The organism is Ruminococcus sp. (assembly GCF_017549005.1).
Classification (GTDB): domain Bacteria; phylum Bacillota; class Clostridia; order Oscillospirales; family Ruminococcaceae; genus Ruminococcus.
In genome coordinates this window covers 74,802-82,920 of record NZ_JAFYYT010000035.1, presented here as the reverse complement: position 1 = coordinate 82,920, position 8,119 = coordinate 74,802, and the positions used below count along the sequence as shown (strand labels likewise).

At 46.1% G+C, this 8,119-nt stretch carries 8 protein-coding genes; 5 read left to right on the top strand and 3 right to left on the bottom strand.

Annotated elements, in window-relative coordinates; all coding sequences use genetic code 11:
- Positions 1-287: 287 nt before the first annotated feature.
- Both IKW96_RS08540 and IKW96_RS08535 read left to right on the top strand, forming a co-directional pair.
- Positions 288-941 carry a DUF6198 family protein gene (locus IKW96_RS08540; RefSeq protein ID WP_296573190.1) on the top strand — a complete coding sequence of 218 codons (654 nt, stop codon included), beginning with the start codon at positions 288-290 and terminating at the stop codon, positions 939-941.
- A 177-nt stretch (positions 942-1,118) separates the two neighbouring features.
- Complete coding sequence (locus IKW96_RS08535) at positions 1,119-2,561, top strand: penicillin-binding transpeptidase domain-containing protein (protein ID WP_296573187.1); 1,443 nt, start codon at positions 1,119-1,121, stop codon at positions 2,559-2,561.
- A gap of 68 nt (positions 2,562-2,629) precedes the next feature.
- On the opposite strand, the gene IKW96_RS08530 is transcribed toward IKW96_RS08535, so the two are convergent.
- Positions 2,630-2,944 (bottom strand): TfoX/Sxy family protein, encoded by a 315-nt coding sequence (locus IKW96_RS08530; RefSeq protein ID WP_296573185.1) that lies wholly within the window; start codon positions 2,942-2,944, stop codon positions 2,630-2,632.
- Between the two features lie 233 nt (positions 2,945-3,177).
- Here IKW96_RS08530 and IKW96_RS08525 point away from each other — a divergent pair, with 233 nt between their 5' ends.
- The 3 genes from IKW96_RS08525 to nadE all read left to right on the top strand — a co-directional run bounded on the left by IKW96_RS08525 (position 3,178) and on the right by nadE (position 6,146).
- Positions 3,178-4,632, top strand: a complete 1,455-nt coding sequence (locus IKW96_RS08525; RefSeq protein ID WP_296573182.1) for a penicillin-binding transpeptidase domain-containing protein — start codon at positions 3,178-3,180, stop codon at positions 4,630-4,632.
- 101 nt (positions 4,633-4,733) lie between these two features.
- Positions 4,734-5,339 (top strand): bifunctional phosphoserine phosphatase/homoserine phosphotransferase ThrH, encoded by a 606-nt coding sequence (gene thrH / locus IKW96_RS08520; protein ID WP_296573178.1) that lies wholly within the window; start codon positions 4,734-4,736, stop codon positions 5,337-5,339.
- 57 nt (positions 5,340-5,396) lie between these two features.
- Positions 5,397-6,146, top strand: a complete 750-nt coding sequence (gene nadE / locus IKW96_RS08515) for an NAD(+) synthase (protein ID WP_296573173.1) — start codon at positions 5,397-5,399, stop codon at positions 6,144-6,146.
- 192 nt (positions 6,147-6,338) lie between these two features.
- On the opposite strand, the gene IKW96_RS08510 is transcribed toward nadE, so the two are convergent.
- Both IKW96_RS08510 and IKW96_RS08505 read right to left on the bottom strand, forming a co-directional pair.
- A complete protein-coding gene (locus IKW96_RS08510) occupies positions 6,339-7,103 on the bottom strand; it encodes an ATP-binding cassette domain-containing protein (RefSeq protein WP_296573171.1) in 765 nt (254 codons plus the stop codon).
- Positions 7,104-7,105: 2 nt separating this feature from the next.
- The gene (locus IKW96_RS08505; RefSeq protein ID WP_296573168.1) at positions 7,106-8,092 is read right to left on the bottom strand and encodes a hypothetical protein; all 987 of its coding nucleotides are present in this window, start codon (positions 8,090-8,092) and stop codon (positions 7,106-7,108) included.
- Positions 8,093-8,119 lie beyond the last annotated feature (27 nt).

The window sequence follows — 8,119 nt, the reverse complement described above, 5'->3', positions numbered from 1 at the left end:
CTGATTAGCTGCGCCGCACATTTTTGGCTATTTGTCAATACCTTTTTGCAAAAATTTACATTATATACAAAAAAAATAATCACAGGATCTTTTTGATTCCTGTGATTATTTTACTTTTCCTTAGCTTAATGACATTACCCATACGGCTGTCCTTTTTTATACGGTAATAAATAATACTTTTATCATAAAACCGCATTTTTAGTTAATAACATCGCAATTTTAGGTTAGACTTCGGCTTTAAGCTATGATATAATCAATCAGAAATAAACCATGAAAAGAGAGAAAACATGAAAAAAAGAATCATTATGTCCATTCTGGGAGTCATGGCAGGTGCGGTAAGCGTAGCTATCTTCAAAATGGCAGCCTTCGGCGTCGATCCATTCCAGTCATTCATGAGCGGCATAAGCAGGCTCATACCTATCAGCTTCGGTACTCTGTATGTGATCGTCAATGCAGTCCTGCTGACATTCAGTCTTATTTTCGACAGGCATTACATAGGTATCGCCACCTTTATCAACCTGTTCCTGCTGGGATATGTGACGGAATACTCCTACAGGTTCCTGCGCTGGGTCATTCCAGAGCCGACAATGCCTATGCGCGTCGTGTTCCTTATAGTCGGCATAGTCATCATATGCATAGGCTCCTCGCTGTATATAACCGCAGACCTGGGAGTTTCCACTTATGACGCTGTAGCGCTGATAATGGCTAACAAATGGAAGATAGGAAAGTTCAAGTTCATACGTATCTGCACTGATGTGTGCTGCGTAGTACTCGGTTCGGTGATGTTCGTCGCAGGAGGCGGTCACCTCAGGGAGATACCGACTATTGCAGGTATCGGAACGATAATAACCGCATTCTTCATGGGACCGCTGATAGAGTTTTTCTGCGAACACTTTGCAAGGAAGCTCCTTGACAGCAAAACCGGAAAAGTCAGTGCATAAAAAGCTGAAGCCATAGTACTCACATCTGAAGTACTATGGCTTTTTTATTGACAAACCGCGGAATATGTGATATCATTATCAATGGCTGAAAGCGTTTTATCAGGGAGCGGTACGCTCTGAAATAAAGCCGCTTTTACGCTGACAATACAAAAATGTTAAGGGAAATCAGAAATGATAATGAAAAAGATAACTGCTTTTACAGCTTCAATAGCAATTCTTGCTTCACTTTCCTCATGCGGCTCATCGCCTGTAGGCAAGGCAGACATGGGTGAAAATACCAATACCACGACCTCAGCTTCCTCCGTGACTACGGAAACTGTCACGGAGACCGAAACAGAAACAACTCTGCCACAGAGCAGCGGAGCAAAGGGAAATATCTTCGATTCAAAGGGACATCTCCTCGTTTCCGACGCAGAAAGCGGCAAACGCAGGACATTTGCAGGCGATTACGCCGTATCCTTTGCAAATATAATATCAACCATGTCCGACGGATATGACACAGCTTTCGACAAGATACTTTCAACTCCCACGGGAGAGGACAGCTGCCAGTCCGTAAAGCTCACGATTGACGGCGATGTTCAGAACGATATCTACAGCTACATGGAGAGCATAAATCTCAGGGGAGCAGTTGTAGTCCTCAGGACAGACGGCTCAATAATGGCACAGGTAAACTATCCCTCATACGACCCGAATGCAGTGGAGGATCAGAAATACAGCGACGATCTTGCCTGGGGCGATGTGGGAAACAAGGCTTTCAGCAATTACGAGCCGGGCTCATGCTTCAAGATAATGTCCGAGGTGCTTGCGGACAGACACGGCATATATTCCCTCTATGACGACGGAACATGGGACTTCGGCAACGACCACCCCATCGTCAACTGGGATCACAAGACCAACAAGAGCAGCTATCCTATCCCCAACCGCTCGCTGAACTCCGCATTCATCAACTCAAGCAACATCTTCTTTGCAAAAGCCTTTGAACAGATAGGCGAAGAGGCCGTTCTCAGTGACCTGAAAACTATCTTCCACTTCGGCAAGGACGATTCCGACGACATCCACTGCGATTTCGGCGATCTCAGCAACAATATCGAGATCGAAGATATAGACGACCTCCGCAGAAGCGCATTCGGTCAGTCAAAGGTGCTCACCTGTCCTATTTTCCTTGCAGCTCTCGGCAGAGAGGCAGTTTTCGGCGATATGGTCACACCGTTCGTAATGAAGGACATAGTTGACAGCTCCGACGCAAACAAAAAGATCGGCAGCGGCTCAAAGGCAAACGATGTTATAGCGTCGATACCTCCCGAGTGCAGGGACAATCTTCTCAGCGTCATGGGCTCAGTGGCAGGTGATATCGGAGTTTACGTCCCTGACGGCTACAGCTTCTATGCAAAAACAGGTACGGCTGAGGGCTGGCTGGGCGACTTCCTATACATCACAGGCTGTGCAAAGAACTATAACGACAGCGGCGCACAGAACTGGGAAAACTACGACAATTACGGTGAAACGGGCTCATATGTGGTAGTTATGGAGATACAGAACCCTGCCGAACACGGCTTTGAGTTTGCCTCACAGTCGGCAGGAGTTTACCGTGAGATACTAAACAGGGTAATCGGAAAATAAGTATTAGTAAAGCTGTGAAATATAAGTAAAAGCCATAAGGAATTGCTTCTTTATGGCTTTTTTATTTATTATTTCTTTTTCTTGGGCAATGGCAGTTCCTCTGCCATGCATTCCAGCAATTCTCTGAGGAACTCCCTGTTGTCGATATCCTCGACCAGCAACATCTTGCTGCCGCCCTCATACGGGAGCTCATAGGGATCATCAGGCATAAGACGCTTAGCCGAAGCAGTCGGTTTCACAAGAAATCTGTCATCGTAGATACCGCCTACGACCTTTCCCTGACAATAGATGATGAACTCGCCCATCATTGCCCTGTATGTTATACTCTCTATCTCCGAAAGCTGTTCCAGCACAAACTCAAGGTATTCTCTGCTTGAAGCCATGACCTTTACTCCTTTACAATAACTGCTTTTTTATTGAATACACACTTATTATAATCCAAACTGTATATTTTGTCAAGAAAAGTACAGCTTTTCAACGAAAACAGGGAGATTTTTTTGATTTTATTTCCCGAAACATATTGACGTATCATGTAAAAAAATGTATAATTAAGGTATGACTTTCCTGCATCTTTCGGGATGCGAAAATGCAAATATTTCTGAGGACGGTAATCAAAATGATTTTCAGGGGAACAAAACTTCTGCCGCTTATCGGCGCAGCTGCCGCGGCAATGACGTTTCCGTCCTGTACAGCGGAGGTCGGACAATTAGAAGTCCATCACAACACTGACTTGGCTAATGCTGTTACCACAGCTGCAACAGCAGAAACGACAACTACTACCACCACTACGGCGCTGGTATACAGGGGAAACATTTACGATACTAATCTTAATCTTGTTACATACGGCACTTACGCCAAGGGAGAGGACGACGAGCGCCTTTACGGCGAAAACTGTGCCTACTCCTTCAGCAATCTCATAAGCGAAGCTTCAAACGGCTTCGACAGCTCTCTTGCAGGGCTGCTCAAAAAAGCAAATCCCACACACATAAACGCAGAACACGACGTGGGAAGCTCGGTAAGGCTCACCATTAACTCCGATGTGCAGACAGCCCTCAGCTCATATATGGCAAATATGGGTATGTCGGGCTCTGTGGTGGTACTCAGGACAGACGGCTCCATTCTTGCGGAGGTCTCCTACCCTACCTATGACCCCGAGCTCTACTACGCCGACGCAGAGTACAGAGACGGACTGTGGTCGGGAGCTCTCGAAAACAAGGCTTTCACCAATGCTTCTCCCGGTTCGTGCTTCAAGATAATGTCCGAGGTCATCGCCGACAAAAACGGCATAACCTCTCTTTACGACGACGGAGAATGGTTCGACAGCGGAGCAACTATCGTGAACTGGGACCATGACATCGGCGGCTATCCTATACCTGAAAGGACTCTGTATTCAGCCTTTGTCAACTCCAGCAACATCTTCTTCGCAAAAGCCTTCGATCAGCTCGGAACAGAAAAGGTACTCAGCGAACTGAACAGCCTTTTCCATTTCTGCGATCCCATAAGCTGTGATTTCGGCTCTATCGAGAACAATATCGAGGTACACTGCCTTGACGACCTGCGCCGAAGCGCATTCGGTCAGTCGTATGTACAGACCTGCCCCATATACCTTGCCGCACTCGGCAGAGAAGCCGTATTCGGCGAAATGGTAAAGCCTTTCGTAGTTCAGCAGGTAGTCGATACTGCCGACCCGTCAAAGGAATGTGCAAAGGGCACCGCTCCCTATGAGGTCATCGCAAGCATTCCCGAGGAAAACCGGCAGAATCTCCTTGAATGCATGAGGGCGGTCGCAAATAATATCGGCGTATACGTGCCCGAAAACTACGAATTCTTTGCAAAAACGGGAACCGCAGAAACCGGGCGCGGAGATTTCCTGTACATCACGGGCTGTCTCAGGAACGTTGCGGACCGCTCGGGCGAAAAGATAAAGTACACGGACTACAGCGATTACGGCTATGACGGCTCATACATCATAGTTATGCAGCTGCAGAACCCTGCGGATTTCGGATTTGACTTCGCAAGTCAGACAGGCTATCTCTATCAGGGAATAGTCAACACCGTGCTTTCATACTGACATAAAGAGCGGCTCTCAGCTGCTCTTATTTTTTTCTTTACAAGTAAAGGAAAAAGTTGTATAATAGTAGGGTAAGATATTTTTTAATGGAGGAATCAATTATGTATATAACTTGTCTTGATCTTGAGGGAGTTCTTGTGCCAGAGATATGGATAGCTTTTTCCGAAGCAAGCGGCATTCCCGAACTGAAAAAGACCACCCGTGACGAGCCCGATTACGACAAGCTCATGAACTGGCGTCTCGGCGTCCTCAAGGAGCACGGTCTCGGACTCAGGGAGATACAGGATACTATCGCAAAGATCGAGCCTATGGAAGGCGCAAAGGAGTTCCTTGACGCTCTCCGCGAGCTTGGTCAGGTAATAATCATCAGCGATACCTTCACACAGTTTGCAGCTCCTCTCATGAAGAAGCTGGGCTGGCCGACTATCTTCTGCAACAGCCTCGAGGTAGCTGAAAACGGCGAGATAACAGGTTTCAGGATGCGCTGTGAGAAGTCAAAGCTGACTACGGTAAAGGCACTTCAGTCTATAGGCTATGATACTATCGCAAGCGGCGACAGCTACAACGACCTCGGCATGATAGAGGCAAGCAAGGCAGGCTTCCTTTTCCGCAGCACAGAGCAGATAAAGAAGGATCACCCCGAGCTTCCCGCATACGAGACCTATGACGAGCTCCTTGCGGCAATAAAGAAGGCAATGTCAGAATAAAACGCTGAATGCGGCACTATACCGCAATATCAGCACATAAAGAGCGGAGGTATTTTTATGAGCTACAGTTTCAATGCAGAGGAAGTAACAAATGAAGTAGTTGAATGGGTGCGCGACCTGTTTGAGAAGACTGCTTCACCGACAACAAATGCCGTTATCGGCATATCAGGCGGCAAGGACAGCTCCGTAGCCGCAGCGGTATGCGTAAAGGCGCTTGGCAGGGACAGAGTCATCGGCGTACTCATGCCGCAGGGCGAACAGGCTGATATTTCCTACAGCCACCTGCTTGTGGACACTCTCGGCATAAGGAGCTATACCGTAAATATCGGCGATACCGTAAAGGCTTTCATGAACGAGCTTAAAAAGCACTTAGAGCCCTCCAACCAGGCTGTTGTAAACACTCCCGCACGTATAAGGATGACTACTCTCTATGCGATAGCAGCCTGCAACAACGGCAGAGTGGTGAATACCTGCAACCTCTCCGAGGACTGGGTAGGCTACTCCACCAAATACGGCGACGCCGCAGGAGATTTCTCTCCCCTTTCCGACCTCACTGTCACGGAGGTATTACAGGTAGGCGAATATCTCGGGCTTCCCAAAGAACTGGTACACAAGGTACCTATCGACGGACTTTGCGGCAAGACAGATGAGGAGAACCTCGGCTTCACATATGCAATGCTTGACAGATATATCCGCGGCGAGGACGATCTAAGCTCAGTACCGGAGATAAAGGAAAAGATAGACCGACTTCACAGGGCAAATCTCCACAAGCTGCAGTTAATGCCCAAATACGAACAGAACAAGTAAAACAAGCGCCCGTGCAGCTGCACGGGCGCTTATGTTTTATATGCGTGAAGGCAAAAAACACCCCGCCCATTATTAGGGCGGTACTCATATAGAAGTTTTTCAACAACTATTATGGAAAGACCTATACAGCGGGCTATGAAGCAGAACAGGCGGATACTTCCACAAAAGGTATCCGCCTGTTTTTGTATGTATTCACTTATAAAATCCATTCTCATCATGCTCGCCAAAGCAGCTATGGCAAGTATAAGGCTCTGAGATCTCGCTTATTCCATTGGCTGTAAGTTTAAGCTCCCGTGTAATAAACGGAAATATCCTGCAATGACTTATCATCAGCAAGCCCATTTGAGGATGCTCACGAATGACCTTATTGATGAGGTTACTGATATACCTTGCGTTCACAAAGTCAAGGTTGTTAAGCGGTTCGTCGATGATCAGCAGGTCTGCATCTGAACGAGTAGCTATAACAGAGAACACTTGTAGTAGCCTTTGCTCACCACCACTGAATTTACCCGGTCTGGACTTTGCATCGAATATCCTGCTGTTATCTCCCCTGCGTGGCAGCCATTCGTCGATCAGGTCATTGACCTCGGAATAGCTCATATCATTGCCTGCGTGGGCTTCTCCGCTGTTGCTGATAACATCTCTGACTTGTATGCGCCCCATTTCAGAGTATTCGTCCTTTTGGGGAATATAGGCAATGCTGGAACGAAATCGCTGCAATTCGTCATCACTTAACGAGAGAATATCACCGAATGTATGGTGTGTGATCCTACCTTCGATTTTCTTTCCATCGGTTTCTAACCGCATAATGCTTTTCAGTATGGAACTCTTTCCGATGCCGTTTTCTCCGGATAATAAGACCGCTTCACCCTGCCCTATGTCAAATGAAACATTCTGTATCAAAGTGCGTTGTTTCAGCTTTATCAACAGGTTATCTATACTAAGGATATCCCCCATAACTACTTCCTCCAGAGTCGCTTATTTGATATGTTTGAAGCTATAAGCAAAGTAATGATCTCAATAAACGGTATCAACAGCAGTATCAGTAATTTTACAGCATTGTAATTAACAAACAGAAATGCAATACCCGAAAAAGCAAATGATGCGATAATTGATATGATTCCAGTGCCACGGACAAGCCTGTAATATGCTTTGTTAAGTTGCTTTCTATCAAAGCCCAGTATTATCAATCGTCTGAAATTACTTGAAAAAGATTTGGTCAGCATAACAGTTAATGCGACCGTTGCCACAATCGAGACTACGCTCAAAACCGCTAAATACAGGATAATGCTTCGGAGCGATGATATTATTTCATCATCACGATAAACAATATTCTCAGGCGACCCTATCGCTGACAAATCATTGATCGAATCTTTTGTAAATACGATACTGCTATGCGTGATATTTTCGATGTACCGTTCGTCATAGCCCATAATGATGATCCCGTCACTATGACTCGTGCCGTTAGTCGCCCTAACACTTATCGCTTCGGGAAGGAATTGTTCAATAGTATATTCGCATATCTCACCGTTGACAATGTGCTTTGAATAGAGCTTATCACCGATATGCAGATTATTGGATTTGGCTACATTCTCAGATACAGCCACACCGTTGGTGCTAAGTGGCTCTGCGTTCCAAGAGACCATATCTGTATACAGCGAATCTTTTGACTGCATAACAATATCTGCGTTTAAACTGGTATTCGCATCGGCAGACAACGTAAATTCAATTCCTGCATTGAACTGATAATAGTCATCTTTCCGAACTGTATCCTGCATCGTTACCGAGTAATCGTAGTCTGAGTGCAGCAGAGAGTTCAACCGGATAGCATCTTTATTCACAGAAAGAATCAGTATGAGCATAAGAAAAAACGAGATCAAAGTGAATGCCAATGATGTTGTGATCGTCTTTCTTGGCTCTGCGTGTAGAGCTATACGATTTCTCATTGTGTTATCACCTGACCTCGTTTTATA